19 protein-coding genes, 1 tRNA gene and 3 rRNA genes are annotated in these 24,866 nt (G+C 69.8%); 7 read left to right on the top strand and 16 right to left on the bottom strand.

The window, feature by feature from the left end; translation table 11 throughout:
* Window position 1: 1 nt before the first annotated feature.
* Complete coding sequence (locus P0R35_RS04250; RefSeq protein ID WP_284013974.1) at window positions 2–583, bottom strand: biotin transporter BioY; 582 nt, start codon at window positions 581–583, stop codon at window positions 2–4.
* Between the two features lie 100 nt (window positions 584–683).
* On the opposite strand from P0R35_RS04250, the gene P0R35_RS04255 reads away from it, so the two are divergent.
* Window positions 684–1,664 carry a winged helix-turn-helix domain-containing protein gene (locus P0R35_RS04255; protein ID WP_284013975.1) on the top strand — a complete coding sequence of 327 codons (981 nt, stop codon included), beginning with the start codon at window positions 684–686 and terminating at the stop codon, window positions 1,662–1,664.
* Here P0R35_RS04255 and P0R35_RS04260 read toward each other — a convergent pair.
* From P0R35_RS04260 to P0R35_RS04275, 4 genes are all read right to left on the bottom strand, one after another.
* Window positions 1,658–2,446 (bottom strand): N-acyl homoserine lactonase family protein, encoded by a 789-nt coding sequence (locus P0R35_RS04260; protein ID WP_284013976.1) that lies wholly within the window; start codon window positions 2,444–2,446, stop codon window positions 1,658–1,660. The genes P0R35_RS04255 and P0R35_RS04260 overlap by 7 nt on opposite strands.
* Before the next feature lie 74 nt (window positions 2,447–2,520).
* Window positions 2,521–3,675: an SDR family oxidoreductase gene (locus tag P0R35_RS04265; protein ID WP_284013977.1), complete on the bottom strand. Its 1,155-nt coding sequence runs from the start codon at window positions 3,673–3,675 to the stop codon at window positions 2,521–2,523.
* 163 nt (window positions 3,676–3,838) lie between these two features.
* Window positions 3,839–4,810, bottom strand: a complete 972-nt coding sequence (locus tag P0R35_RS04270) for an aldehyde dehydrogenase family protein (protein ID WP_284013978.1) — start codon at window positions 4,808–4,810, stop codon at window positions 3,839–3,841.
* Complete coding sequence (locus tag P0R35_RS04275; protein WP_284013979.1) at window positions 4,795–5,136, bottom strand: aldehyde dehydrogenase family protein; 342 nt, start codon at window positions 5,134–5,136, stop codon at window positions 4,795–4,797. Before P0R35_RS04275 ends, P0R35_RS04270 begins: the two co-directional genes overlap by 16 nt.
* Window positions 5,137–5,807: 671 nt before the next feature.
* Here P0R35_RS04275 and P0R35_RS04280 point away from each other — a divergent pair.
* Window positions 5,808–6,218 (top strand): DUF7504 family protein, encoded by a 411-nt coding sequence (locus P0R35_RS04280; RefSeq protein WP_284013980.1) that lies wholly within the window; start codon window positions 5,808–5,810, stop codon window positions 6,216–6,218.
* 175 nt (window positions 6,219–6,393) lie between these two features.
* On the top strand, window positions 6,394–8,289 hold the full coding sequence (locus P0R35_RS04285; RefSeq protein ID WP_284013981.1) for a DUF7343 domain-containing protein: 1,896 nt from the start codon (window positions 6,394–6,396) through the stop codon (window positions 8,287–8,289).
* 45 nt (window positions 8,290–8,334) lie between these two features.
* Here the strand turns inward: P0R35_RS04285 and P0R35_RS04290 are convergent, their stop codons facing one another.
* The 3 genes from P0R35_RS04290 to P0R35_RS04300 all read right to left on the bottom strand — a co-directional run bounded on the left by P0R35_RS04290 (window position 8,335) and on the right by P0R35_RS04300 (window position 10,511).
* Window positions 8,335–8,595, bottom strand: coding sequence for a hypothetical protein (locus P0R35_RS04290; protein ID WP_284013982.1), 261 nt, complete (start codon window positions 8,593–8,595; stop codon window positions 8,335–8,337).
* 114 nt (window positions 8,596–8,709) lie between these two features.
* On the bottom strand, window positions 8,710–9,810 hold the full coding sequence (locus P0R35_RS04295; protein ID WP_284013983.1) for a phosphotransferase family protein: 1,101 nt from the start codon (window positions 9,808–9,810) through the stop codon (window positions 8,710–8,712).
* Window positions 9,807–10,511, bottom strand: a complete 705-nt coding sequence (locus P0R35_RS04300) for an HAD family hydrolase (RefSeq protein WP_284013984.1) — start codon at window positions 10,509–10,511, stop codon at window positions 9,807–9,809. The genes P0R35_RS04295 and P0R35_RS04300 overlap by 4 nt, the downstream gene beginning before the upstream one ends.
* Before the next feature lie 928 nt (window positions 10,512–11,439).
* Here P0R35_RS04300 and P0R35_RS04305 point away from each other — a divergent pair.
* A complete protein-coding gene (locus tag P0R35_RS04305; protein ID WP_284013985.1) occupies window positions 11,440–12,729 on the top strand; it encodes a Cdc6/Cdc18 family protein in 1,290 nt (429 codons plus the stop codon).
* Between the two features lie 168 nt (window positions 12,730–12,897).
* Here the strand turns inward: P0R35_RS04305 and P0R35_RS04310 are convergent, their stop codons facing one another.
* On the bottom strand, window positions 12,898–14,475 hold the full coding sequence (locus P0R35_RS04310; protein ID WP_284013986.1) for an HTTM domain-containing protein: 1,578 nt from the start codon (window positions 14,473–14,475) through the stop codon (window positions 12,898–12,900).
* Between the two features lie 327 nt (window positions 14,476–14,802).
* Between P0R35_RS04310 and P0R35_RS04315 the strand changes: the two genes are divergently transcribed.
* From P0R35_RS04315 to rrf, 3 genes are all read left to right on the top strand, one after another.
* Window positions 14,803–16,274: ribosomal RNA gene (locus P0R35_RS04315) — 16S ribosomal RNA — on the top strand.
* Between the two features lie 345 nt (window positions 16,275–16,619).
* Window positions 16,620–19,535 (top strand): 23S ribosomal RNA (locus P0R35_RS04320).
* 114 nt (window positions 19,536–19,649) lie between these two features.
* Window positions 19,650–19,771: ribosomal RNA gene (gene rrf / locus P0R35_RS04325) — 5S ribosomal RNA — on the top strand.
* Together the 16S, 23S and 5S rRNA genes form the textbook arrangement of a ribosomal RNA operon.
* A gap of 176 nt (window positions 19,772–19,947) precedes the next feature.
* Here rrf and P0R35_RS04330 read toward each other — a convergent pair.
* The 7 genes from P0R35_RS04330 to P0R35_RS04360 all read right to left on the bottom strand — a co-directional run bounded on the left by P0R35_RS04330 (window position 19,948) and on the right by P0R35_RS04360 (window position 24,773).
* A complete protein-coding gene (locus tag P0R35_RS04330) occupies window positions 19,948–20,169 on the bottom strand; it encodes a DUF1328 family protein (protein ID WP_284013987.1) in 222 nt (73 codons plus the stop codon).
* 132 nt (window positions 20,170–20,301) lie between these two features.
* Window positions 20,302–20,376 (bottom strand) — tRNA-Glu (locus P0R35_RS04335).
* A gap of 125 nt (window positions 20,377–20,501) precedes the next feature.
* Window positions 20,502–20,669, bottom strand: a complete 168-nt coding sequence (locus P0R35_RS04340) for an amidase family protein (RefSeq protein WP_284013988.1) — start codon at window positions 20,667–20,669, stop codon at window positions 20,502–20,504.
* A complete protein-coding gene (locus P0R35_RS04345; protein ID WP_284013989.1) occupies window positions 20,663–21,811 on the bottom strand; it encodes an amidase in 1,149 nt (382 codons plus the stop codon). The genes P0R35_RS04340 and P0R35_RS04345 overlap by 7 nt, the downstream gene beginning before the upstream one ends.
* Before the next feature lie 131 nt (window positions 21,812–21,942).
* Window positions 21,943–22,098 carry a DUF7563 family protein gene (locus P0R35_RS04350; RefSeq protein WP_284013990.1) on the bottom strand — a complete coding sequence of 52 codons (156 nt, stop codon included), beginning with the start codon at window positions 22,096–22,098 and terminating at the stop codon, window positions 21,943–21,945.
* A gap of 86 nt (window positions 22,099–22,184) precedes the next feature.
* A complete protein-coding gene (locus P0R35_RS04355; protein ID WP_284013991.1) occupies window positions 22,185–23,333 on the bottom strand; it encodes a metal-dependent hydrolase family protein in 1,149 nt (382 codons plus the stop codon).
* 108 nt (window positions 23,334–23,441) lie between these two features.
* Window positions 23,442–24,773, bottom strand: a complete 1,332-nt coding sequence (locus tag P0R35_RS04360; protein WP_284013992.1) for an ABC transporter substrate-binding protein — start codon at window positions 24,771–24,773, stop codon at window positions 23,442–23,444.
* Between the last annotated feature and the right edge of the window lie 93 nt (window positions 24,774–24,866).

The following is a 24,866-nucleotide window of genomic DNA, read 5'->3' on the forward strand; positions in this document are numbered from 1 at the left end:
GTCAGCGCGCGACGACGGCGTCGCTGCGGACGACGGCGACGGCCGCGGCGGCCTTGATCGCCTCGGCGGGGACGAACGGCACCGCGGCGACGAGCACCGCCGTCGCGAGGCTCACGTCGTTGACGAGGGCGTAGCCGGCCGTGCCGAACGCGTACACGACCAGCGTCGCCGCCGCCATCGCGCCCACGAGCCGCGCGAGGCTCGCGTCGCCGGGGTCGACGAGCTCGCCCGCGCCGTGGACGCCCAGCCCGACGACCCCGGCGGCGAACGGGTACGACCAGAGGTAGCCGCCCCACGGGCCGAACAGCGACCCCAGTCCCGCGCCGCCGCCGGCGAACACCGGCGCCCCGACGGCGCCGGCGGCGACGTAGATCGCCATCGACGCGGCGCCCCAGACCGGGCCGAGGAACACGCCCGCGAGGAACACGCCGAGCACCTGCAGGGTGAACGGCACGGAGGTGACCGGAAGCTGGAACGACACGTACGCGAACACGCCCGTCAGCGCCGCGAACAGCGCGGCGCGCGCGAGGTTGCCGACGACCTCCTCGCCGACGAGGTCGACTCCCTCGGTTGTCGTACTCATGGGCGTCCCGTAAACCGACTCGGGTAAAGGGGTTTACGGACTGTCGACGCGGCGGGGGTCGGGGCCACGCTTATGCGCCCAGCCCGTCCAATTCCCGGGAATGAGCGACACCGGGGGGCGCGACGACGAGCGCGAGGACGCCGGTACGCCGGCCACGGGCGCGCCGGAGGAGGCGTTCGCCCGCCTCGGCAACCGGATCCGCGTGGCGATCCTCGAGGCGCTCCACGAGGAGTTCGGCGGCGGCGACCGCGACGGGGCGCCGGTCCGGTACACCGAACTGCGGGAGGCGGTCGGGATCGAGGACAGCGGCCAGTTCGGCTACCACCTCAACCAGCTCCTCGGGGAGTTCGTCGGGAAGCGCGAACACGGCTACGTCCTGCTGTCGCCGGGGCGGGAGCTGGTCCACACGATCAAAAGCGGGGCGGTCGCCGCGACCGCCGGGAGCGCCGCCGGCGAGACGAACGCGGCGTGTTACCGCTGTGGGGCGCCGGTGACGGTGACGTACACCGGCGGGTACGTCGTGGCCTGCTGTACCGAGTGCCCGGGGGCGTTGGGGCTCGACCTCGTGCCCGACGGGGCCTTGAGTTCGATCCCCGTCCCGGCGGGCGCGGTCGGCGACGCCGTCGAGACGGCGCCGCGGGCGCTGCTCGACCGGTCCCACGGGCGGTTCTGCCACCGCGCGCGGATGTTCGGGGACGGGATCTGCCCGCGGTGTGGCGGGGAGTCGACCGCAACGATCGAGGTGTGCGACGACCACGACGGGGGCGAGGAACCGTGCTCCGCCTGCGGGGTTACGATGCCCGCGGTCGTGCGCACCACCTGCCGGGTGTGTGCGGAGGGCGGCATCGCGCCGGGCGCGACCGTGGTCAGCCACCGGACGCCGTTCCGGGAGGCGCTGGCGGCCGCCGGCGTCGACCGCCTCGGCTACGACGCGTTCGCGACGATGCTCCGGTGGCCGGCGACGGTGACCGACGCCGACGGCGACCCCGCCCTGCGGTACGACCTCCCGACCGTGGGGGGCGACGTGGTCGTCGACGGCGACCTCGACATCGCCGTCGAGGCCGTCGCGGACGGTCAGTAACGCGCCGCCAGCGTCTCGAACCGGTCGAGGTCGTGGCCGTACAGCACGTCGGCGTCGTGACGGCGCTCCAGTTCGCGCAGGGTCTCCAAGCTCTCGCGCCAGTCGCGGTCGCTCCACAGCAAGCCGGGACCGAGCGGCACGCCGTCGGCGTAGTTGGCGTCGACGTAACACTCGTCGCCGGCGACCAGCAGCGTCCCCGCGTCCGTCTCGACGCGCGCGCCGAGCAGGCCGGGGGTGTGGCCGGGGAGGTGGAGCAACTCGAAGCCGTCCGCGAGCGTGTGTCGGTGGCGCTTCACCACGCGCCAGTCGAGGTCGCCGTCGAAGTCGTCCGCGAGGTACGCGATGGAGCCCTCCGTCGTGTGCGCCGAGTAGAAGGCGAAGCCGAGCTCCTCGCGGTGGACGTACACCGGCGTGCCGGTGCCCGCGAACGCGTCGAGGTTGCCGGCGTGGTCGAGGTGGAGGTGGCTCATCACGACCGCGTCGACGTCCGCGAGGTCGTACCCCGCGCCGGCGAGGTCGCCCTCAAGGGTGTGTTCGTGGGCGTCGTGGGCCTCGAACGCGCCGTACAGCGGTTCGGGCCACGCCTCGGCCGCGTCGGTCGGCACCCCGGTGTCCCACAGGTAGGTGGTGCCGCCCGCCTCGATCACGGCGTTCCAGACGACGAACTCGATCCGCTCGTGGTCCGGGTTCGGGTCGGCCGCGCTCGCCATCGTCGCGCCGTCGACCACGTAGCCGTGGTCCGCTCGCACTCGTCCGCGGTCGATGAGGGTTACCTCCGCCATGTGTGACACGACGCGCGCGAACCGTATGAAGGCGCGCCCCGGGACGGGGCGGCGACGCGGGTGCCCCGGGCGCGTCAGGTCATCGCGTCCGGGGTCACCTCGGGGTGGTCGCGCACGTACGCGACCAGCCGGTCGACGTACGAGCCGAAGGCCGGCGGCGCCACGCCGGTCCCCGCGAGCGCGCGCCGCGTCGCGCCGTCGGCGTACTCCGTCGGGTGTGTGAGGTACGGGATCGTCTCCGGCTCCAGGTCGAGCAGGTCGCCGAGGAGCGGCGCCGAACACGCCGCCTTCGCGAGCCGCGGGTGCGTCGGCACCGGGAGGATCCGCCGGCCGGTCGCGCGCCCGAACGCCCGGTACAGCTCCGCGATCGTCGGCGGGTTCGGGTCACACAGTTGGTACGTGCCGCCGACGGTGCCGGACATCCCGCTGAGCGCCTCGACGGCGTCGACGACGTAGTCGCGCGGCACGAGGTTCAGCGTCGTCGCCCGCGGGTCGCCGAGTCGGGGCACGACCGCGACGCGGTGCTGGCGGCGGACGAGCGAGAGCAGGTAGTACGGGCCGTCGTACTTCTGTGTCTCGCCGGTCGCCGAGTCGCCGACGGCGATCGCCGGCCGGTACACCGTCGCCGGCAGGCCGTCGTCGCCCCCGTCGCCATCGTCGCCCTCGTCGCCCGCCATCGCCTCGCGCACGAGCACCTCCGCCCGGTGTTTCGTCGCCTCGTAGTGGTTGTTGAACGGCCCGGCCTCGGCGAGCATCTCCCCGGTGAACACGCCGTCGTAGCGCCCGCTCACGTAGCAGGTGCTCACGTAGTGGAGCCGGTCGAACCCGCCGGCCGCGGCGGCGGCCCGGCAGAGGTCGAGCACGTGGCGGGTGCCGTCGACGTTCACCGCCTCCGCGAGGTCGCGGTCGACGCCGAGGTCGTACACCGCCGCGAGGTGGTACACGAGGGACGTCTCCCGGGCGACCGCCTCGTGGTCGGGCAGGCCCAGATCCGGGTCGGTGATGTCGCCCTCGACGAGGTCGACCGTCGGCAGGTCCCCGTCGCCGTCGGCGGTCGCCGCGCCGTCGAGCAGGTCCGCCCGGCGGCGCTCGGCCGCCTCGCGGTAGTGGGACTGCACCAGCAACAGGAGCCGGTCCGCCGAGCCGTGGCGGTCGAGGAGCCGCTCGACGAGCGCCGACCCGAGGAACCCCGGGAACCCGGTGAGCAGCACCGTCGTCCCGTCGGTCATCGGCCGCCCCCGCGCCCGGGGAACCCGCGGAGCGCGCGCGACACCCGGATCCCGGCCCGCAGGAGGGCGTTCCCGACGCGCGCGGCCGGCCCGCGCAGGGGCGGGTCCGGCAGCGTCAGCGCGCCCGTCCGGGACACCGCGACCGTCTGCGACTCCGTGTACTTCAGTAGCCCCTCGCGGCCGTGGCGGCGGCCGAGCCCGGAGTCGCCGCGGCCCCCATCGGCGCGTCGACGGCGGCGTACGCCGAGACGTACGCGTCGTTCACCGACGCCGTACCCGAACGGATCCGTCGCGCGACGGCCGCGCCGCGGTCGGCGTCGCCGCTCCAGACGGACGCGTGCAGCCCGTAGTCGGTGTCGTTGGCGCGCTCGACCGCCTCGTCGGCGTCGGCCACCCGGTGGAGCGTGACCACGGGGCCGAACGTCTCCTCGCGGACGACGGCGTCGTCGGGGCCGGCGCCCTCCACCACCGTCGGCTCGTACACGTACGGTCCCACGTCAGGCCGGCGGCGACCGCCGGTGAGCACCTCCGCGCCCGCCGCGACCGCGTCGTCGACCGCGCCGGCGACCCGGTCGAGTTGCTCCGGCCCGATGAGCGAGCCCACGTCCGGGTCGTGTGTGAAGTCGACCCCGAGCGAGAGCCCGCGGGTCGCCGCGACGAGCCGGTCGCGGAACGCCTCGTAGACCGCGTCCTCGACGTAGATCCGTTCGACGGAGACGCACAACTGCCCCGCGTTCGGGTAGCAGGCCGCCACCGCGCCGTCGACGGCCGCGTCGACGTCGGCGTCGCCCAGCACCACCATCGGGTTCTTGCCGCCGAGTTCGAGCGAGGCGTCGACCAGCCGCCGCCCCGCCGTGGCCGCGACCTCCCGGCCGACGGCCGTGCTGCCGGTGAAGCCGACGAAGTCGACACGCTCGGTCAGCGCCGTGCCCGCCGTCTCGCCGGTGCCCGGGACGACGAGGAAGCAGTCGCGCGGGACGCCGGCGTCGAGCAGCAGTTCGCGGGCCGCCAGCGCGGTGTACGGCGTCGCCTCGGCGGGCTTGACGACGACGGTGTTGCCGGCGACCAGCGCCGGGAGCGCGTCGGAGACGACGAGCGTGAGCGGGTAGTTCCACGGCGTCACCAGCCCGACCACGCCCACGGGGTGACGGTGTTCGGTCGTGCGCGTGGCGAACGGGAGCGCCCCCGGCGGCGGGTCGCGCCGAGCAGCCCCGGCGCGCGCTCGGCGTAGTAGTCGGCGTTGGCGGCGACGCCCCACACCTCCTGGTAGGCGCCCTCGCGCTCCTTCCCGGTCTCCGCCTGCACCGCGTCCGCGAGCGCCCCGCGGCGGTCGAGCGCGAGGTCCGCCACCCGGTCGAGCACCGCGGCCCGCTCCCCGACCGATCGGTCCGCCCATCCGGGCTGTGCCGCCCGCGCCCGGTCGACGGCCGCCTCGACGTCGTCGACGCCGGCCGCGGGCAACGGCCGGAGCGGCTCGCCGGTGTGTGGCGACGGCTCCCGGAGCCAGCGCGCCGCCCCTCGGCCGCGCCCGTCGCGTCCCGGCCGGCGGCATCGACGGCTGCGTGTGCGTCCTCGTCCGGTCCCGTCGCCAGCCGCGCGAGCGCGGCGCGTCGATCCGTCGGGAACCGTGCCTCCAGCGTCGAGGACGTTCGCGTCATCGTCCGGGCCTCTCACCGGACCGACGTAACTGCACGGATCGGGGGCGTCGGCCCGTCTCGGCGGCGGCTCCCGGACCGTTCCGACCGTTTCGCCTCGGGCCGCCGGGCGCGTAGGCCCGGCCTTCCCGTCGGCGCTGCAACGGTGCGAAACCGTCCGACAGCGGGCCCGAAACGGTCCGAAACGACCGAGGGGGGGTTTTATTCTCGCCTGTCGTCCGGGAAGATGCCATGTCAGGAACGCCATCGCGAGCGGGGTTCGGTCCGACGCCGTCTGCTGGGGGGGGTCTCGGACACGAACGCGCTCGTCCTCGCTGCGCCGTCTCGCTCAGGGGGCACCTGCCCGTGTTCGAGAGAGGCACACGACGGGACGGCCGGGGCGGCGGGGGCGGGCGGATTCCTGCGCGTGGCGTTCACCCGAGCCGGGCGGAGCCCGCCCGGAGCGTGGGTTCGAGCGGCGGCCGACGGGGAGCGGACGTGCGCGTCGTCGACGCGACGCCGTGCCCGTCCGCCGGCGACGACGGGGGAGTGGTGACCGTCGCCGCGGCCGGCCCCTCGAACCTCACCGACCTCGGGGTGCGGATCACCGACGTGCTGGACGATATGGCGCCCCGAACGGGCCGTGCGGACGGGGGACCGCACGGCCCGGTCTGCTGTCTCGGGTCGCTCACCGCACTGCTCCAGTACGTCGACACCCGCCGCGCCTACCGGTTCGTGAACGCGGTGATGACGCGCGTGGCGACACACGGGGGATCCACCCACGCGCACATCGTCCCAGACGTCCACGACCGGCAGGCGATCGACACCATGGCGTCGCTGTTCGACCTCGTCGCGGAGCCGTCCACCGGCGGCGACGAGCTCGAGGTCGTCCGCAGCCGCTACCGCTGAACCGGGGCGACCGACGTATCCGTTATCGGATAGTTTCGTTCGAAATCGCTGTACTTGGCTGCTTTTGCAACAGTAACGAGCTCGATTGTTTCGGACCGTTGCGACAGTTTCGGCGTCGACGGCACGCGCGAGAAAGGGTTAAGCCGCTCCCGGCGAAGCGGGGAACAACAGGGGGATGTGTGCCACCACGTGGGGCGGGTCGACAGGGCCGGCGCTGGGCGTCGTCGTCGCGACGCTCGTGCTCCTCGGCGCGGTCGCCGGGGGAGTCGCCGGTGTCGGCGGGGCGACCGAGCGGTCGCTCGCCGCCGGCGAGATGACGGTGACGGAGAGCGGGTTCTCCGACCGGAACGTCGTCCTCGAGCGCGGGGGCGCGGTGTACCTGTGGGCCGACGAGCCGGCTCGCTTCACGATGACGCTCGAGACCGGACGCGGCGACGGCGAGGGGTACTACGAGGCGTGTCTCCGCTCGCGCACGCCCGACGGCGAGCGCCGCGAGATCGCCTGCGAGTCGCTCGTCCTCTCGGGCGGCACCACGACCGAGGTCGCCTTCCAGGTCGACTCGTGGACCGCGACCGACCCGGGACCGCGGTCGGTGGAGGCGGTCGTGACCGCGGAGACGCTCGACGCCGAGGTGGCGGTGAACGTCTCCCACGAGGTCGTGGTGATCCGGAAGGACGCCGACCCCGACGGCGACGGGGCGACGACGCGACGCGAGGTCGTCGCCGGGACGAACTTCTCGGTGGCCGACACGGACGGCGACGGCCTCTCCGACGGGCTCGAGCTCGACACCTACGGCACGGACCCCACCGTGGCCGACACGGACGGCGACGGCCTCTCCGACGGTCGCGAGGTGGAGGACACGAGAACCGACCCGCGGGCGACCGACACGGACGGGGACGGCCTCTCGGACAGCCGGGAGGTGACCGACACCCGCACCGCGCCGACCGAGGTGGACACGGACGGCGACGGGCTGCAGGACGGCCGCGAGGTCCGCGTCCACGACACGGACCCGACAGAGGTGGACACCGACGGCGACGGCCTCGTCGACGGCCGCGAGGTGACGGTCCACGACACGAACCCGCTGGTCGCGGACACGGACGACGACGGCCTGACCGACGCCCACGAGGTCCACGGCACGCTGACCGACCCCAACGCGGCCGACACGGACGGGGACGGCCTCTCGGACGGCCGCGAGGTGCACGACACGCGCACCGACCCCGACGACGCCGACACGGACGGGGACGGCCTCTCGGACGGCCGCGAGGTGAACGAGTACGGGACGAACCCGCTCGTCGTCGACACGGACGGCGACGGCCTCGCGGACGGCCGCGAGCTGAACGCGTTCGGCACGGACCCGCTGGCGGCCGACACCGACGCCGACGGGGTCGCCGACGCGCGCGAGGTGAACGCCGGCCCGGCCCCGCCGTGGATCCGGGTGTACGGCGCGGAGTTGCTCGCCGTGGTCGGTCCGACGGTGCTCGTCGTCGGCGGGTGGGTCACCAGACGCTACTGGCTCCCGCGGGTGCCCGAGCGAGCCCGCCGGACCGTCCGCGAGGACCCCGCCGTCCGGAACCTCCGGGCGGCGTTCCCGGCCGACCGCGCGGCGGCGATCCGCGGCGCCGTCGGGGGTGTGAGTCGCAGGCTCCGGTCGGCCGCCAGCGCGGCGCGGGCGGCCGCCGTCGACCCGTCGGACGGGGACGCCCGGGCGACGGAGGCCGACGGCGGCCGGTCCGCCGAGGACACCGCGGCCACGCGGCCGGGGACGGCGGCGTCGGCCGGGGCGTCCGACCCCGACGACGACGGCGGCTCCGCCGACGCGACCGCCGGCGGGGTCGACCGCGTGATGACGCCCGCCGAGGAGGTGACGGCGGTGCTGGAGGCCAACGGCGGCCGCCTGAAACAGTCCGAGATCGTCGACCGGACCGGCTGGTCGAAGTCGAAGGTGAGCCGGACCCTCTCGCGCATGGACGAGGACGACCGGATCGAGAAGACGACCATCGGTCGCGGCAACGTCATCTCCCTGCCGGACCACACGCCGGCGGGCGCGCGCTCCCCGTTCGACGACGAGTGAGAGCGCCGCCCGCCGTGAGCGGGCCCACGGGCCGGCGGCCGACGGTCAGCCCTCCGGGTGGACCTTCGTCTCCTCGACGTCGAGGGCGCCCTCCCTGACGGCCGCGAGGAGCCGCTCGTCCAGCGGCTCGTCGCTCCACCCCTCGGGGAGGTCGGCCGCGGAGACCGACTCGAGCGCGGCCGCCACCTCCGCGTGGACGAAGCGACCGTTGTCCCCGCACTCGTCACACGTTCGGATCAGGTACTGGACTCGGTACTCCCGCTCGATCGCCGCCGCGCAGTACGGGCAGACGTACGTCTCCGACACGACCCTCCGTTCGGGGCGCTGCTACTCGGTCGTTACGGGTCGCCGGCGTCGCCAGCGCCACCGGCGCCGGGGTCGGCGACCGGGCGGCGACCCGGTTCGGCTGGCGCGAGGGAGTCACCCGTCGAGCACGGCGCGGATCCGCTCGCGGTGGAACGCCACGGCGTCGTCCCCGTCGACTTCCGGATAGCGCGGCCGCGTCACGACGCCCGCACCGTCGACCGCCGAGCGGACGACCGCGGCTAGGCGGTACACCGACGGGACGCTCGGCAGGGGGCGTCGCTCCCGGTAGCCCGCGCGCACCGCCGTCGCGAGCGACCCGTCGTCGTCGAGATACCAGTCGCACACGAGGTGTTCGACCTTCGCGAGCGACAGCGCCGGATCCGCCGCCAGCGGCTGGCCCCAGTCGACCACCGCGGTCACCCGACCGTCGTCGACGAGGGCGTTCCCCGGCCGGAGATCCCACGGGTACAGCGTCGACGGCGGCGACGCGGGGAGCCGGGGGCGCTCGTCCGCGAGTTCGGCCCGGAGCCGCGGCCGGAGGTCGTCGAACCCGGCCGGCAGCGCGTCGACGCCGGCCGTCGCGTACCGCAGGAACCAGTCGGCCCAGTCGTCGCTCGCCTCGGGGATCCCGCCGGTCGTCTCCCGACGGCCGCCGACCGCCAGCGCCGACCCGGGGTCGGGGTCGTCGAGGACGGCCTCCCATCCCGCCGGCCCGCGGAGGCCGACCGGGCCGTACCCCTCGAACGCGAACGCCGCGTGGAGCCCGGCGAGGTAGCGGCCGAACTCCCGAGCGACCGCGGTTCGGCGGGCCGGAGCGAGCGCGACGAAGCGGGCGTGGAGGTCCTCGCCCGCCGCGTGCTCCGTGACGACGAACGCCCGTCCGTGCCCCGGGACGACGCCGCCCCCGAGCACCTCGGGCACGGGGACGTCGGTGCGGGCCGCGACCGAGCGCGCGAGCGCCGCCTCCGTCCGGAGCCCGCTCCCGGCCGGGGCGGTCTGGACCACCGCCGTCGCGGGCGCTCGGCCGTCGCCGAACCGGGCGACGACCGTCCGCTTCCGGTTGCCGGCGTGGACCGTCGTCACGGACTCCACGGTGCGACCGGGGAACGCCTCGTCGAGTGCCGCGTCTACGTCGCCGTACGGGCTTCCGTCTGCGTCGGCGTCGTCCCCGGCGTCCGTGTCCGCCCCGCGATCCTCGTCGGTTCCCTCGGTCATCGCGCGACGGTGGGCGGGAACTCCGTCAACGACGCGAGGACGTGTTCCGGGGCGAACGGCGACGGGTCCGGCCTGCCGTCGGCGGTTCGCGGGTGGTCGCCGTCGGGTGACGGCACCCACGCGGCCGGGAGCCCGGCGCCTTGCGCGCCCGCGACGTCGTGCTCCAGCGAGTCGCCGACGAACAGGGTCTCGCTCGGTCGCGACCCCAACAGCGAGCACGCCCGTTCGAACGGCTCCGGGTGGGGCTTGCGGCGGTCCATGTCGCCGGCGTACACCACCGCGTCGAGCTCCGCGAGCCCCAACGTCGCGATCTTCTGCGACTGCCGCCACTCCGGCCCGTTCGTCACCACCGCGACGGGACCCGCCTCGCGGGCCGTCGCCAGCGCCTCGCGGGCGCCGGGGGTGAACGACACCGCGCCGTGGTCGACCGCGTCGAGCAGCGCCGTCGCGAGCGCGTCGGCGTCGACTCCCGGCCGTCCGTGTCTCGCGGCGACGACCCGGAAGCCGGCCGCGAAGTACGCGTGCTCGGCGTTCGGCTCCGGCGGCCCCGTCAGTGCACGCCACAGGTCGCTCGGTTCGCCGAACCGGCCTACGCCCGCCCCCTCGAACGCCGCCGCGTACAGGTCGTTCGGGTCCTGGTCGCGCCGACAGACGGTGTCGTCGAGGTCGAACGCCACCGCCGCGTACCCCGTGTGGCTCATACCGTCGGTGGGTGTCGCCCCCGCAAAACGCGTTCGGCCCGACGAAAGCACTCGAAACCCGGTGTTCCGTCGAGGCGGCTCGCAGCGGATCCCCGGTCGACTGTGAAGCACTCGCAAACCGGTGTGTGGTGGATCGACGGGGCGACCCTCTGACACCGGTTTGCGAGTGCTTTCCGCACGAGGGTGGCGGGGGCGGCCGTCGCGACACCCCCTCGCGTATATTATATCGGTATCGATCTCTAGCTAGGAGGAGGAAGAGGAGGGAGTCGAGCAGGCCGGGATCGCTAGTCTGAGCGGGATCGGGAGTGCCGTGTCGTTCGCCGCGCTGTCCATTTAAGTAGTGGGTGGCGGTGCCGCCGCGGGCGGGGTGTCCCGACGCACCCACACGACCGGCCGAAGCACTCGAAATCCGGTGTGAGAGGGTCGTTCGCGGAGACGCGTTCCGGAGCCGTCCCCCGCGCTCCGGAGCGCTCACGAGAGGACGACGAGACGGCGGTGTTCAGACGGTAGCAGTCGCGAGCGCGACGAACGGCGTGTGGGCCGCAGGGTCACCGCGACGCGAACACTCGAAAACCGGTGTCCGGGTCGGCGCCGCGCGCCGCGGGCCGACGGGCGGGGGCCGCGCTCGCGGAAAGCACTCGAAAACCGGTGTGTGTCGTCCCCGTGAAGCCCGGCGCGTGGACGAGCCGTCGGTTCCTCGGAGGGGTCGAGAGGACGGGGCCGTGCTCCCGGGGCCGGTTCGGGGGCCGCGCGGCCCGGAACACTCGCAAACCGGTGGGGGTCGTCGCCGACGCGAGGCGAACACTCGCAGGCTCGCGCACGCACTCGTAGAACACTCGCAACCCCCCGGTTGAACACTCGAAAGCACGCGAAAGCACTCGAACTTCCACACGCTTATCAGGAGGCTGGTCTCACAGACGGGTGCGATATGGGGTCGAGTTCGATATTCGAGGACGACGTGGAGATCATCCGGAACGCGGACCTCTTCACGGAGGAGCACACGCCCGCGGAGATCCTCTGCCGCGACGAGGTGATGCAGGACTACGTGAACGCGCTCAAACCCGTGTACAAGGGCCGTCCGCCCCGGAACGCCTTCCTCTACGGCGACACCGGCGTCGGGAAGACGGCCGCGACAAAGTACCTGCTCCAGGAACTCGACGCCGACATCGACTCGCGCAACGCCGACTCGCCGGGCGACGAACGGGGGTTCACGTACGTGCGCGTGAACTGCCAGAACCTCGCGCCCGCCGACGGCACCGCCTCGTCGTACCAGGTCGCCATCGCGCTCGTGAACGAACTGCGCGACGGCGAGACGGTCTCCTCGACCGGGTACGCCGCCCGCGAGGTGTACGAGATGCTGTACGACGAACTCGACGACATCGGCGGCACCGTCCTCATCGTCCTCGACGAGGTCGACCGCGTCGGCGAGTCCGACACCCTGCTGTACGACCTCCCGCGCGCACGCGACATCGGGTACGTAGAGAACACCCGCATCGGCCTCATCGGCATCTCCAACGACTACACGTTCCGGTCGAACCTCTCGCCGAAGGTGCGGGACACGCTGTGTGAGACGGAGATCAAGTTCCCCGCCTACACCGCCGAGGAGCTCGAGGAGATCATCGAGGCGCGCGCCGAACGCGCGCTCCACGCCGACACCTACGGGAAGGAGGTGCTCTCGCTGTGTGCGGCGCTCGCGGTGCGGAACTCCTCGGGGAGCGCCCGCCGGGCGATGGACCTGCTCAAACAGGCGGCCGAACACGCCGAGAACGAGGGCCACGTCCCCATCCAGCCCGACGACGTGTACGCCGCGAAGGAAGAACTCGACTACGGCGACATGGTGGAGTCGGTCGCCGACCAGGACCAGCACAAACAGCTGATCCTCTCGGCGGTCGCGCGCCTCGACGCGGACGGTCGCACGCCCGTGCGCACGAAGGCGATCCACGCGGCGTACCGCCGGCTCGCGCAGGCCGCGGGCGACGACCCGCTCAGCCAGCGCGGGATGTACAACCACCTCACCCGACTCGACATGCTGGGGTTCCTCCACTCGTACCAGAACAACGAGGGGCTCCGCGGCGGCCAGTACAACACCTACGAACTGTCCGAGGCGCTCACCGTCGCCCAAGTCGAGGACGCCATCGCGGAGTCGGACCTCCTGCTCGACGGCGTCTCCCTCGACGTCGACCGCATCCTGCGGGACGCCGGACTGGCCGACACCTGATCGCGACTCCCCCGGCCGTCCCCCCGACCTCGTCCCCGACCGGTCGGCTCGTTCGTCTCGCTCGTCTCTCCCACAGACGCCGTCGTCCCCCCTCGTCGCCACCGTCCTCGCCCGATCCGACACCGGTTTTCGAGTGCTCGCCCGGCCGAGCGACTCGCTCCGCCGCGGTCACGCGCACTCGTGTGTTCGGACGCGCGAGACACGCGTCGAGCCCCGCTCGCCGGGTCGTGTCGACTCGACGACCGTGTACAGCGCGACCCTGTCGAGGTCGCCGTCGTGGGTCGCCTCCCACCGCGAACACAACGCCGACGCGACGTGGCCCCGGAGCGCCTCGTCGTCGCCCCACCGGACCACCTCGAGGTACTTCCGCCACCGAACGCTCGGGTAGCCCGTCCCACCGGCGCCGTCCCGCGACCAGCGGACCGCCCCGCCGCGGATCGCGTCGACTCGCGTCCCCGACTCGGTGGTCCCCACGGCGACGTAGCGGACGTCCTCCGAGGGCGGGTACGGCGCGAACATGTCCCACCGGGCGCCCTCGGGGGTTACGCCGGCGTCGTCGTCGACCGGGACGGCGACGTAGCCCAGCGCGGTCGCGTTCCACACGAGCACGCCGACCAGGAGGACGGCCGCGGCGACGCGCGATAGGCGGCGCAGCGTCGGCACCGCCGTGCGGCGCAGCGACGCACCCGTCCGCCGCGCGGCGGTCGCGACGGTCGAGCCGGGCACCTCGACCCGCGCGATCACGCCCTTCGAGGCGACGGCGCGGTGGAGCGCGGCCGGACGCAGCCGTCCGCGGACTCGCGCGAGCGCCGCGACCCCGGCGTTCCACCGGGGCTCGACGGCGTCCCACACGCGAGGGGGGAGACACGGGAGCAACGCGGCTACGCTGACCACGGGGAACAGCCCGACGGCTAGCGTGAGCGCCATCCCGGTGTGGGCGGCCGCGAACGCCCCGACGACCAGCGCGCGCGTCCGTCCGGTGGTCGCCACGAGCGCGGGTGCACAACACAACAGCGCGAGCCAGCCGACGCCGAGGGCAGCGAGCACGCGCGGCCGGCCTGCGAGCGCGTCCCCGAACAGGACGGTGAACGAGTCGAGGCTGAACACCATCGCCACGGCGGTGCCGTCGGTCCACGCGTCGCCGCGGAGCTTCACCGTCGCGTTGGCGACGTAGACGACCACCGGCTGTACCAACAACCCCACGGCGGCCGGGTGGAGCAACTGTCCGCCGTCGCGAGCGTCGGCGCTCCCCGCAGTCTCGACGCGCGTTCCGTTCGCACCCATCGCCATTCCCGTGCCGAGCGGGAGGAACACGCTCCACAACAACAGTCGCCGTAACAGCGAGTCGCCGCCGTTCAACACCAACGGGTTCCTGACGTGGAGCCCGGTCAGGAGCACCAGCGCACAGACGGCGGCGGCCTTCGTCCGGTAGCCCGCGACCAGACAGCCCGCCGCGATCCCCGTGAGCGCGAAGAGGAACGCGACCCACCAGTCGCCGCCGGTCAGGGTGTACAGGCTCGCGTGCGCCACAGTCGGGAACCGCTCCGCGAGGACCGATCGGGGGAGGACGCCGGTGTCGGTGTAGAAGAACCGGAGGAACCGCGCCCGGAGGCACACGTCGACGAGGAGCGTCGCCCCGAGCACGACCCGGAGCGCGACCAACGCACGCGGGTCCACCGACAGCCGAGCCCGCGCCGCGCTCCGAAGCCGCGCCCCGACGGGGGCGACCCACGAACGGAGGGCCACTGGTCGGACGAACCAGTCACTTCCCTGAATACTTTGTGACGCGTGGCCGGGCTGATCCACGCGCCCTCGGGCGGAAACTGTGAGAGACATACCCACGAGTACGCCTCCCTCGGCGCCTTCGAGACGACGGGCTTATACGTAACACTGCCATTCGATGTGATGTGAAGCGCGCCGCGGTCGGCGCGGCGACACGGTATGAGGATTCCGCCCCTGCGGTCCGCCGCAAGACGGTATCTGATGTGAGCCCCGATAGTTCGGTGACATCTGGTCGGTTCCACGATGTCGCCACGATATGACCCGCCACCCTCTCCCCTCACGGGGAGAAACATTCCGGTTGATCCTGCCGGAGGTCATTGCTATCGGAGTCCGATTTAGCCATGCTAGTCGCACGGGGTTAGACCCGTGGCGGAAAGCTCAGTAACACGTGGCCAAGCTGCCCTACAGATCGGGATATCCTCGGGAAACTGAGGGCAATCCCGAATACTGCTCCCACGCTTGAATGCGGGGAGCGGAAAACGCTCCGGCGCTGTAGGATGCGGCTGCGGCCGATTAGGTAGACGGTGGGGTAACGGCCCACCGTGCCGATAATCGGTACGGGTTGTGAGAGCAAGAACCCGGAGACGGAATCTGAGACAAGATTCCGGGCCCTACGGGGCGCAGCAGGCGCGAAACCTTTACACTGCACGACAGTGCGATAGGGGGACTCCGAGTGCGGAGGCATAGTGCCTTCGCTTTTGTGTACCGTAAGGTGGTACACGAATAAGAGCTGGGCAAGACCGGTGCCAGCCGCCGCGGTAATACCGGCAGCTCGAGTGATGACCGATCTTATTGGGCCTAAAGCGTCCGTAGCCGGCCGGGCAAGTCCGTCGGGAAATCTACCAGCTCAACTGGTAGGCGTCCGGCGGAAACTGCTCGGCTTGGGACAGGGAGACTCAAGGGGTACGTCCGGGGTAGGAGTGAAATCCCGTAATCCTGGACGGACCACCGATGGCGAAAGCACCTTGAGAGAACTGCTCCGACGGTCAGGGACGAAAGCTGGGGTCTCGAACCGGATTAGATACCCGGGTAGTCCCAGCTGTAAACGATGTTCGCTAGGTGCGACGCAGACTACGAGTCTGTGTTGTGCCGTAGGGAAGCCGAGAAGCGAACCGCCTGGGAAGTACGTCCGCAAGGATGAAACTTAAAGGAATTGGCGGGGGAGCACTACAACCGGAGGAGCCTGCGGTTTAATTGGACTCAACGCCGGACATCTCACCAGCTCCGACTGTTCGAATGAAGCTCAGTGTGATGAGCTTAGCAGACGATCAGAGAGGAGGTGCATGGCCGCCGTCAGCTCGTACCGTGAGGCGTCCTGTTAAGTCAGGCAACGAGCGAGACCCGCACTCTTAATTGCCAGCATGACCCTCGAGGTCGATGGGTACATTAGGAGGACTGCCGCCGCCAAGGCGGAGGAAGGAACGGGCAACGGTAGGTCAGTATGCCCCGAATGAGCTGGGCTACACGCGGGCTACAATGGTCGGGACAATGGGTTCCTACCCCGAGAGGGGACGGTAATCTCAGAAACCCGGTCGTAGTTCGGATTGTGGGCTGAAACTCGCCCACATGAAGCTGGATTCGGTAGTAATCGCGTGTCACAAGCGCGCGGTGAATACGTCCCTGCTCCTTGCACACACCGCCCGTCAAAGCACCCGAGTGAGGTCCGGATGAGGCCTGGGTTGCCAGGTCGAATCTGGGCTTCGCAAGGGGGCTTAAGTCGTAACAAGGTAGCCGTAGGGGAATCTGCGGCTGGATCACCTCCACAGACCGGGACCAGGACGACGTCCTGGCCCACCTTGGGTTTCGTCGTGGCGCTCGTGGATGCGACCAGACACCTTCGAACTATCGGGGCTCGTCAGACCTCGTGGTCATCGCCAGGGTTCGATTCCTTGGAGGTCACTCTCGTACCACGATTCGAATCGTGCCCCTTATGTGTGGCACGACGAGATGAAGAGGTACACACGATCGATGCACCATTCCGCGAGAGCGGGAATGGGAAGGGTCGATGCACGCTCCCGTGCCACCCACGGGACGTGCGATGACGACCGTATGTACGTGCAATCCAGACACCCACTGAACCCGATTCATCGGGTCCATTGGGTTCCACTCAGTATTGGCTACTGTGCCAGCTGGTGGATGGCTCGGCTCGAGAGCCGACGACGGACGTGCCAAGCTGCGATAAGCTCAGGGAAGCCGCATGGAGGCGAAGAACCTGAGATCTCCGAATGGGAATCCCTCTACAATTGCCTTGCGCAATGGGGAACGCTCCGAATTGAAACATCTCAGTAGGAGCAGGAAGAGAAATCAATCCGAGATGTCGTTACTAACGGCGAGTGAACGCGACACAGTCCAAACCGAAGCCCTCACGGGCAATGTGGTGTTCGGGCTGATACCAAGCAGTTCGAGTTCGTGAGAAGTCTCCTGGAACGGAGCACGATACAGGGCGACAGTCCCGTATCACGAACGCGACCTGCGGATCAGTTCCCAGAGTAGCGGGGGTTGGATATCCCTCGTGAATACCTCAGGCATCGACTGAGAAGACTAAACACTCCTCGAGACCGATAGCGAACAAGTAGCGTGAGCGAACGCTGAAAAGCACCCCGAGAAGGGCGGTGCAATAGGGCCTGAAATCAGCTGGCGATCGAGCGACGGGGCTTGAAAGGCCTCTCACAGAATGACCGTGGGGCGACCCACCAGTAAGACGTGAGAGGAGCCGAAGTTCCGTCGTGCGTTTTGAAAAACGAACCAGGGAGTGTACTGCTCCGGCGAGTCTAACTCGAGTATCGAGGAAGGCGCAGGGAAACCGACAAGGCCGCAGCATTGCGAGGGCCGCCGTGTTCAAGCGCGGGGAGTCGAAGCAGTACTACCCGAAACCGAGTGATCTACTCCGAGGCAGGATGAAGCGTGCCGAAAGGCACGTGGAGGTCCGTTAGCGTTGGTGTCCTACAATACCCTCGCGTGATCTTGGAGTAGGGGTGAAAGGCCCATCGAACTCGGCAACAGCTGGTTCCGACCGAAACATGTCGAAGCATGACCTCTCCTAAGGTAGTTCGTGCGGTAGAGCCACCGATTGGGAGACCCGCCTCCGAGAGGAGTCGGCCTCCCTGTCGAACTCCGAACGTACGAACGCCGCTGACGGAGGGAGTCCGGTGTCCCGGGGTAAGCTTGGGCACCGTGAGGGGAACAACCCAGAGTTAGGTTAATGACCCAAAGTGTGGATTAAGTGTAATCCTCTGAAGGTAGTCTTGAGCCCTAAACAGCCGGGAGGTGAGCTTAGAAGCAGCTACCCGCTAAGAAAAGCGTAACAGCTTACCGGCCGAGGTTCAAGGCGCCCAAAATGATCGGGACTCAAATCCACCTCTGATACCTAACCGCCCTCTTCACCGAGGGATCGTGTAGGTCGGCGTACTGTACGGATGGAAGCTCGGGCGAGAGCTCGCGTGGACCGTTCAGTAACGACAATCCTGGTCACAGTAGCAGCGATATTCGGGTGAGAACCTCGAAGGCCTAAAGAGTAAGAGTTCCTCGGCACTGCTAATCAGCCGAGGGTTAGCCGATCCTAAGTCCGGCCGTAATTCGAACCGGACGAACGGGCAACTGGTTAATATTCCAGTGCTACCACGCACTGAAAGTCGACGCCTCCGCAACCATCGTACCGGGCACTCGCCCGGTCCAATCAGGGAAGTCCGTGGAAGCCGTAACGGCACGAAGCGGACGAAGCCTGAAACAGCGCAAGACGGTGTTAGCAGGGGCCCGTGAAAAGACGAGCGTGGTACTCGTATCGAGATCCGACACAGGTACTCTGGCAGAGCAAGCCAAGGCCGACGGGAGCAACCGACGTTAGGGAATTCGGCAAGTTAGTCCCGTACGTTCGCAATAAGGGATGCCTGCCCTCGACGGGGCAGGTCGCAGTGACTCGGTGGCTCCGACTGTCTAGTAACAACACAGGTGACCGCAAATCCGTAAGGACTCGTACGGTCACTGAATCCTGCCCAGTGCAGGTATCTGAACACCTCGTACAAGAGGACGAAGGACCTGTCAACGGCGGGGGTAACTATGACCCTCTTAAGGTAGCGTAGTACCTTGTCGCTTCAGTAGCGACTCGCATGAATGGATCAACGAGAGCCACACTGTCCCAACGTTGGGCCCGGTGAACTGTACGTTCCAGTGCGGAGTCTGGAGACCCCCAAGGGGAAGCGAAGACCCTATAGAGCTTTACTGCAGGCTGTCGCTGGGACGTGGCCGCTAACGTGCAGGATAGGTAGGAGGCATTACACAGGTACCCGCGCTAGCGGGCCACCGAGCCATCACTGAAATACTACCCGTTAGTGGCTGCGACCCTCACTCCGGGAGGAGTACACCGGTAGCCGGGCAGTTTGACTGGGGCGGTACGCGCTCGAAAAGATATCGAGCGCGCCCCAAGATTTCCTCACGCGGGACAGGAACCCGCGGAAGAGCGCAAGAGCACAAGGAAGTCTGACAGTGTCATTCCAAGCGAGTGACGCTGACGCGAAAGCGTGGTCTAGCGAACGGATCAAGGGCCTCAATGGCCCGGATTTACGACAGAAAAGCTACCTTAGGGATAACAGAGTCGTCACGCGCAAGAGCACATATCGACCGCGTGGCTTGCTACCTCGATGTCGGTTCCCTCCATCCTGCCCGTGCAGAAGCGGGCAAGGGTGAGGTTGTTCGCCTATTAAAGGAGGTCGTGAGCTGGGTTTAGACCGTCGTGAGACAGGTCGGCTGCTATCTATTGGGGGTGTTACGGTACTTGACGAGAACGTTCGTATAGTACGAGAGGAACTACGAATGGTCGCCACTGGTGTATCGGTTGTCCGAGAGGGCAGCTGCCGAGAAGCTACGCGACACGGGGTAAGAGCTGAACGCATCTAAGCTCGAAACCCACTTGGAAAAGAAGTACCACCGAGGTCACTCGTAGAAGACGAGTTCGATAGACTCGGGGTGTACGCGTCGAGGCAACGAGACGTTCAGCCCGCGAGCACTAACAGACCGAGCCACACTCATATACTGGAGCCCGATGTTCCGTTGAATCGGGTTCAGGTGCTAACTGGATTGCACGTACATATCGGTCGGAGACCGACGTTGGCACACATCGGATCGTTCCCGATGGTCGGCCTTCGGGCGGCCATAGCGGCGGGGCACCACCCGTACCCATCCCGAACACGGAAGTTAAGCCCGCCAGCGTTCCGGCCAGTCCTGGAGTGCGAGAGCCTCTGGAAACACCGGTTCGCCGCCCACCACTCATACACGCAGTTCGAGAGCCCACCAGCACACGCGTGCTGGTGGGCTTTCTTCATTTACACACACGAACAGACCGCCAGCGACGGCCACCCCGAGCAGTCGCACCACTCTCGATGGCTTCCGGGGACCACTCGGCGATCGTCGAGCAGCTGCGCCGCCCGCACCGGCAGTCGATCAGAGGAGCAGCGAGACGACCGCGAGGACGAGGAAGGCGATCACGAGCCACTTCGCGATCGTCATGCTCAGCCCGGCGATGCCACGAGCACCGAAGACGGCGGCGACCACCGCGAGGACGAAGAACACGACCGCGTACTGGAGGAACTCGCCGGAGAACAACTGGAGCGGGGGCGCGGCGGTGGTCGCGAACCCCACTACGGGTGTGAGGGCGGTAGCCATCGGTGTCGAACACGCATGGGCGGCTCCTGCATTGTTACTGGCCCCGTACGAACGGGAGGCTCGAACGACGACCGAGTACGGGCGAGGTACGACCCAGACGGCCGTAGCTCGGCGATCGGGTCGAGAGAGAAGTGCTCCGGCAGGGATTTGAACCCTGGTCATTGCCGTGAGAGGGCAATATGATTGGCCGGACTACACCACCGGAGCGCGGTGATGCACTACCTGAGTGCAACCAAGGGTACGCCTGTAACCAGTAAAACGGTGTCGGTTCGACCCCGCCGTGTGTGGGTTTCTCGTGACGAGGTACGGGTCGGTTCGGCGGCGCGCGGCGGTCAGGCGGCGCCGCGCACGACGGGCGCCAGATCCTCGGTCCACCGGAGGAGCCGTTCGTCGCGTCCGAACCCGGCGACGACCTGTATCCCGACCGGAAGCCCGTCGACGGCGCCGGCCGGCAGGCCGACGGTGGGGAGTCCCGCGTGCGTCCACGGGAGGTTCAGCACCGGATCGCCGGTGTCGTCGAGCCCTCCGGCGCCGGCCCGGGCGCCGCGGGCGCGACCCACGCGTCGATCCCGTGCCGGTCGGCGACGGCGGCCAGCGACTCGCGGAGCGCCGCACGTCCCCGACGGCCTTCGACGACCGCGGCGACCGGCGCGTCGCGTCCCGTCTCGATCAGTTCGGCGGTCGCGTCGGCGTACCGGTCGGGGTAGGCGGCGTACCAGTCGCCGTGGGCGAGGGCGGCGTCGGCGGCGACGAGGGTGTCGTGGCGCTCGTTCACGGCGTCGATGTCGTCGAACGCGGCGGTCCGGACGACGTCGACCCCCGACTCGGAGAGCGCGTCGACCGCGGCCTCGAACGCCCGCTGTCCGCGCGCGGTGGCTTGGTCGAGGTAGGCTCCGTCCGGGACCCCGAGGGTGGGAGTGTCGGACGTCCCGAGGTCGCGGTTGTTCCAGTCGTCGAGCAGGACGGCGGCGGCGAGGCGCGCGCCGGCGGTGTCGCGGGTGAAGAACCCGACGTGGTCCACAGACGCCGACAGCGGGATCACCCCGTCGGTCGGGATCCGCCCGCGCGTCGGCTTGAAGCCGACGACGCCGCAGAACGCGGCCGGCCGGATCACCGACCCGACGGTCTGGGTACCGAGCGCGAGCGGCGTCGTGCCGGCGGCGACGGCCGCCGCGGAGCCGCTCGACGAGCCGCCGGGCGTGTGGTCGAGGGCGTGCGGGTTGCGCGTCGGACCGGGCGCGAAGTACGCGAACTCGGTGGTGTGCGTCTTGCCGGCCACGAGCGCGCCCGCCTCGCGGAGGCGTCGGACCGCGGTCGCCTCGGGCCCCGCGAGCGCGCCGGGCGGGAGGTCGGAGCCGGCCCGGGTGGGTAGCCCGTCCACGTGGAAGATGTCCTTCACCCCGACGGGGACGCCGAACAGCGGCGGACGGCCGTCGGGGTCCGGATGTCGGTCGACCAGCGCGCGCGCCTCCGCGGTCGACCACTCGCGCGACTTCGCGCCGTCGACCCACGCACGCACGGCGCCGTCGCGGTCGTCGATGCGGTCACACAGCGTCGCGGCGTACTCGACCGGCGATCGGTCGCCGGATCGGAGCGCTCCGGCGACGGGCGCGAGTCCCTCGCCGGCGGCGTCGATGTCCATGGCCGTGGCTTCCGGGTGACGGGTAGTAGTTCTATGTCATCCGTCGGCCGGTCGGGGGCGGCCCCCACGACCGACCGGCTCCCGACCGGGTGGTACCGTCGTCGAGTCTCCTCGCTCCCCTCCTCGCGTCGTCAGTTCCGCTTCGAGCGCGCTTCTCGCACGTCGGCGCCGTCGCGGAGTTTGTCCTCGCAGTTGGGACACACCCGTACGTTCTCCAGGCCGTCGGGCGCGAACACCCGGACGTACCGCTCCGTTACGAACCCACCACAGTTGGTACACTCCGGCATCGAGCGGACCCAATCACTTCATCCATAAAAAGGCACACCCCGATTCGGCGAGAGTTGCCGGGGGTGCTCGCGGCCGCCGAGCCCGCTCAGACGACGCGCTCGCCGGCCGCGAACACGGCGTTCGGCTCCTGCCACGCGTCGGCGTCCTCGGTGGGGTCGGCGTCGAGGACGACCAAGTCGGCGCGGTGGTCCTCGGCGACGAGGCCGACGTCGTCGAGCCCGCACAGCTCGGCGGCGGTGACGGTCGCCGCCTCCAGCGCCGCCGCCGGCGACAGGCCGAACTCGACCATGTACGCGAGTTCGTCGGCGATGCTGTCGAAGTAGTTGAACGGCGTGCCGGCGTCGGTCCCCATCGCGATGTCGACGCCGGCGGCCTGGGCGTGCTCGAACGAGGACTCGAACGCCTCGGCGGCGTCGACGGCCTTCTCCATGGCCGTGCGGGGGATCCCGGATTCGGGGTTCTCGACGATGTTCTGCAGGGCGGCGGCGGTCGGCACCCAGTAGGTGTCCTCGGCGGCCATCGCGTTCGCGGCCTCCCGGTCCATGAACGTCCCGTGCTCGATGCTCGTGATCCCGGCGTCGACGGCGTTCAGCAGTCCCTCCTTCCCGTGGGCGTGGGCGGCGGTCGGGACGCCCTTGGCGCCCGCGGCGTCGACGAGCGCGGCCAGTTCGTCGTAGGTGAGCTCCGGCGCCCCGGTCTGGGCGCCCTCGGTGAGGACGCCCCCGGTGGCCATACACTTCACCACGTCCGCGCCGAGTTTGAGCTGCTCGCGGGCGGCCTTGCGCACCTCGTCGGGGCCGTCGGCCTCGCGGCCGAACCAGTGGCCGTGGCCGCCGGTCATCACGACGTTCCGGCCCGCCGCGAGCACGCGCGGGCCGTCGAGTCGCCCCTCGGCGACCGCGCGGGCGGCGTCGAGCGCGACGGTCCCCTTCGCGCCGAGGTCGCGGACCGTCGTCACGCCCGCGCGAACCGCCTTCCGGAGGTTCGCGGCGACGACGTACGCGAGGTCGTAGTCGCTCATGTCCTGTGCGGTCGCCACGTCGGCCCGGCCGTCCATCATCAGGTGGACGTGCGCGTCGATCAACCCCGGGGCGACGAACTGTCCGCTCACGTCGGTCTCGGAGTCGCCCCGCCCCACGTCGCCGACGGCGACGATCCCGTCGTCCGCGATGGCGGCGTCGGCCTCGCGGACGCCGTCGGCGTCGACGACGGTGCCGTTCCTGAGTACGTGCATGAGCGTCGTGTCCAGCGCGGGGTTCCTAAAACCGCGGGTGGCGGCGGTCGACGCGGTCGCTGCGGGCGCGAAAAACGGAGGATCGGTGGACGGCCGAGCGCGTCGCGCTCAGGCCTCGAAGTCGATCGTCGAGAGCGTGTCGACGTTGCCCTCGACGTCGGTGTTGTACTGCAGGAACGCGTACGTGACGGCCGTCATGTCGCCGTTCTCGTCGAAGTCGACCGACGAGGAGGCGCCCTGGTAGTACACCGCGTCGCCGTTCGCGGCGGCGCGCAGCCCCTCGGGGAGGTTGCCGGGAGTGACCTCCAGCCCGTCGTTCGGGTTGGCGACGGTCCGCATCTCCTCTTTGATCGCGTCGCCGTCGTTGGAGCCGGCGACGACGTTCGCGAGCAGACAGACCGCGGAGGCGTCGTACGCGTGTGCGTTGAACACGCCGGGGGCGCGGTCGTACTCGTCTTCGTACAGCTGCGCGAACTCCTCTTGGCCGGGGCCGGTCGCCTGCGGCGTCGTGGCGTACACGTTCGCCATGTCGTTCCCGACCTCGTCGGGCAGCGTCGGGTCGACGAGGCCGTCCGTGACCAGCACGTCCGTGTCGTTGTTGTAGTTGTTGTAGAAGTCGCGGAAGATCTGGATCCCGGAGGCCGGGTAGCCGATGACGACGAGCATGCTCGGCGAGTCGTCCATCGCCGTCGACAGCGGCGAGGTGTAGCTGGACTGCTCCTGTTCGAACGCTACCGACTCCTGCACGGTGCCGGAGTGGTTGTCCTGGAACGCCTGCGTGAACGAGTCGGCCAGCGCCTGTCCGTAGTCGTTGTTGACGTAGAGGATGGACGCGCTGGAGTTCCCGAGTTCGTTGTCGGCGACCTGCGCCATCACCTGCCCCTGCAGGGCGTCGGAGGGCGCCGTCCGGAAGACGAGGTCGTTGTCGTCGAGCGTCGTCACGTTCGGCGACGTCGACGAGGGCGAGCAGCCGACCATGCTGTTGGGGATGAACACCTGCTGGGTGACCTGCAGGTTCACGCCGGAGGACGCCGGCCCCGTCACCGTGGGGTAGCCGGCGTTGGCGAGCGCGTTCGCCGCCTGGATCCCCGCCTGCGGGTCGGTCTGGGTGTCCTCCACCGTCTGGTCGAACTCGACGGGCATGTCGCCCGCCGCCCGGAGCTGCTTCACCGGGAGGGTGCCGCCGTCGCGGATCGGACCGCCGAGCGACGCGAGGTCGCCCGTCAGCGGCATCAGCACCGAGTGACGCACCGTCCGCATCGAGCCGGAGGACTCGGTGTCCTCCATCTCGGACTCCGTCTCTTCGGTGTCGCCGCCGCCGCCTCCTCCGCCACCGCCGCCGCCGCCCGAGTCGTTCTGTGTGATACAGCCAGCCAGCCCGACAACACCCGCCGTGCCGGCGCCCTTGAGGACGTCGCGACGGTCGATCTTTCGTGCCATGTGTGGGCCAATGCCGTAGCCGTTTATAAAGTTGACCGAATTTGTACGTATCACACCCAAGTATCAGATTTTTGTGAAGAAGATCGTGCGCGC

The organism is Halobaculum litoreum (assembly GCF_030127125.1).
Classification (GTDB): domain Archaea; phylum Halobacteriota; class Halobacteria; order Halobacteriales; family Haloferacaceae; genus Halobaculum; species Halobaculum litoreum.

Excerpts from the sequence above, each read along its gene's own strand:
- P0R35_RS04265 (WP_284013977.1), bottom strand. The coding sequence starts at position 3,675 with ATGACCGACGGGACGACGGTGCTGCTCACCGGGTTCCCGGGGTTCCTC.
- P0R35_RS04295 (WP_284013983.1), bottom strand. The coding sequence starts at position 9,810 with ATGACCGAGGGAACCGACGAGGATCGCGGGGCGGACACGGACGCCGGG.
- P0R35_RS04305 (WP_284013985.1), top strand. The coding sequence starts at position 11,440 with ATGGGGTCGAGTTCGATATTCGAGGACGACGTGGAGATCATCCGGAAC.
- P0R35_RS04285 (WP_284013981.1), top strand. The coding sequence starts at position 6,394 with ATGTGTGCCACCACGTGGGGCGGGTCGACAGGGCCGGCGCTGGGCGTC.
- P0R35_RS04345 (WP_284013989.1), bottom strand. The coding sequence starts at position 21,811 with ATGGACATCGACGCCGCCGGCGAGGGACTCGCGCCCGTCGCCGGAGCG.
- P0R35_RS04330 (WP_284013987.1), bottom strand. The coding sequence starts at position 20,169 with ATGGCTACCGCCCTCACACCCGTAGTGGGGTTCGCGACCACCGCCGCG.
- P0R35_RS04255 (WP_284013975.1), top strand. The coding sequence starts at position 684 with ATGAGCGACACCGGGGGGCGCGACGACGAGCGCGAGGACGCCGGTACG.
- P0R35_RS04250 (WP_284013974.1), bottom strand. The coding sequence starts at position 583 with ATGAGTACGACAACCGAGGGAGTCGACCTCGTCGGCGAGGAGGTCGTC.
- P0R35_RS04300 (WP_284013984.1), bottom strand. The coding sequence starts at position 10,511 with ATGAGCCACACGGGGTACGCGGCGGTGGCGTTCGACCTCGACGACACC.
- P0R35_RS04355 (WP_284013991.1), bottom strand. The coding sequence starts at position 23,333 with ATGCACGTACTCAGGAACGGCACCGTCGTCGACGCCGACGGCGTCCGC.
- P0R35_RS04350 (WP_284013990.1), bottom strand. The coding sequence starts at position 22,098 with ATGCCGGAGTGTACCAACTGTGGTGGGTTCGTAACGGAGCGGTACGTC.
- P0R35_RS04260 (WP_284013976.1), bottom strand. The coding sequence starts at position 2,446 with ATGGCGGAGGTAACCCTCATCGACCGCGGACGAGTGCGAGCGGACCAC.
- P0R35_RS04360 (WP_284013992.1), bottom strand. The coding sequence starts at position 24,773 with ATGGCACGAAAGATCGACCGTCGCGACGTCCTCAAGGGCGCCGGCACG.